General features: G+C 71.9%; 2 protein-coding genes. Both read left to right on the top strand.

From position 1 onward, the window contains the following. Positions 1-350 precede the first annotated feature (350 nt). Positions 351-776: a hypothetical protein gene (locus ABZ532_RS31590; RefSeq protein WP_361291447.1), complete on the top strand. Its 426-nt coding sequence runs from the start codon at positions 351-353 to the stop codon at positions 774-776. Positions 777-851: 75 nt separating this feature from the next. After that, on the top strand, positions 852-1,571 hold the full coding sequence (locus ABZ532_RS31585) for a hypothetical protein (RefSeq protein ID WP_361291444.1): 720 nt from the start codon (positions 852-854) through the stop codon (positions 1,569-1,571). The last annotated feature ends 158 nt before the right edge of the window (positions 1,572-1,729 follow it).

Raw genomic sequence — 1,729 nt, 5'->3', positions numbered from 1 at the left:
GGTCACCCGGAGGGCTACCCGGAACCCGGCGGGGCCGCCAGGCCGGGCCGCTTCGCGGTCGCTCCGCGAGCCTGGCACCCCCGCCGGAACCCGGGTACGGGCGAGCCTGCCCGACCGACCGAGGGGAGCCCCCGCCCACCGGGCGGAGCCGTGGCGGACGCCGCCCGGCGAGGCCGTCGCCGGTGGGGCGGAAACCGCCCCTGGCCTGCGAAAATGTGTGATCCAGATCACCCTCCGAGGCCCCTGTTTCGGGTGGACCCAGACCCCTAAATAAGGCAGAATTAGTGATGTCGGAAGGGGATGGCAGCCCCGGACGGCGAACCCCGAACCTTCAACACCAGGGAGTGACCGTGACCGCCAAGACCGAATGGATCGACACGAAGGACGTGCAGGTGGGCGACAGGATCGCCTGTCTGCTCAGCGACGCCAGCGCCTACCCGCGCGTCACCGGCTGGACGGACCGTGTGCTGGAGCTGAGCAAGCAGGGCCTGAAGGACGTCACGCACCGGACGTTCCAGGTCAGCGGCGCCCCGTGGTGGGCGGACAAGGATCAGACCACCTTCGATCTGTCGGGACAGGCGCTGATCGTCTCCCGCGACGCGAAGGAGGACCAGGAGCCCGAGCGCGGGGACGACACCGGGAGGCCGTCCATCGAGCAGATGCAGAGCTGGATGTCCGACGGCGGAGCCGAAGCCCAAGACGGGTGCTGGGTGGAGCCGGACGGCACCTGTGAGCACGGGTCGCCGTCGTGGCTGCTGGCCATCGGCGTGATCTGACGCCGTGGCCGGTCGGGCGGGGGCGAAGCCCCCGCCCACTCCCCGAACGCTTCAACGAACAGAAGGACTCCCCCAGTGGTCATCGCGTCCCCGTACACCATCGAGCACTCCGCCCAGTGCCCGCCCGTCGACCCGCGCAGCAAGACCCGGCTCGACTGTCGCCGGTGCGACACGAGCCGGGAGTACGGGCCGTACTGGACTGACGCCGAGCACCCCGTCACATGCGGCACCTGCGGGGCCGACGACGCCCCCACACCGGCCGACCCCCGGTTCACCGGCTACGTCGGACACCACTCACGGCCCGAGAACTGGCGTGACTGGTGCTCCGGTGAGTACCTGTCACACGGCCGCCCGACCGCCGAGCGGACCACCGAGTTCGGATGGATGCCGCTCGCGCACGTCCGTCTCGGCGACGTCATCACCACGTCCGACGGCTGGGGGAAATGGGCCGACCCCGCGATGGTGGTCGACATCGAGGAGGGCGAGGCGGCGCCGGGAGCCCCGCGCATCTTCGTCCGGTGGCTGAGCGACAACCCCCACCACAGCGGCGGCGTATGGGGGATGTGGGCCGCGCCGGGCACGCCGGTCCTGCTGGTCGAGGCGGCCACCGCCGAGCCCCCGGCCGCCCATGTGAACGTCTACTACAGCAACGCGATCAGCAGCCGGAGCCAGGTCTACTCACGGTGCTACCGGACCGATGCCGCCGCCCAGGCGGACATCCGGGAGTTCTGGCCGTACAACAACACGAGGTCCACCGTTTCCCGGTGCTGGTGCCGCCGGAACGAGCTCCGGTAGCGGAGGCGACGCGGCCCGTCCCCTGCCGAGCCGGCCGGGGCGGGCCGCGTCGTGCTGTGCGGCGCGGTAGCGGACGCCCCTGGCGGGGCGGCGGTGTTGGTGGCCCGGTGCGTGCTCGCCGGCCCCGGCCTCCTTCGTCGGCCGGTGCCGTCGGCACC

This window comes from Streptomyces sp. NPDC019396 (genome assembly GCF_040632375.1).
In the GTDB taxonomy this organism is placed as follows: domain Bacteria; phylum Actinomycetota; class Actinomycetes; order Streptomycetales; family Streptomycetaceae; genus Streptomyces.
This window is presented reverse-complemented; position numbering and strand designations above follow the sequence as displayed.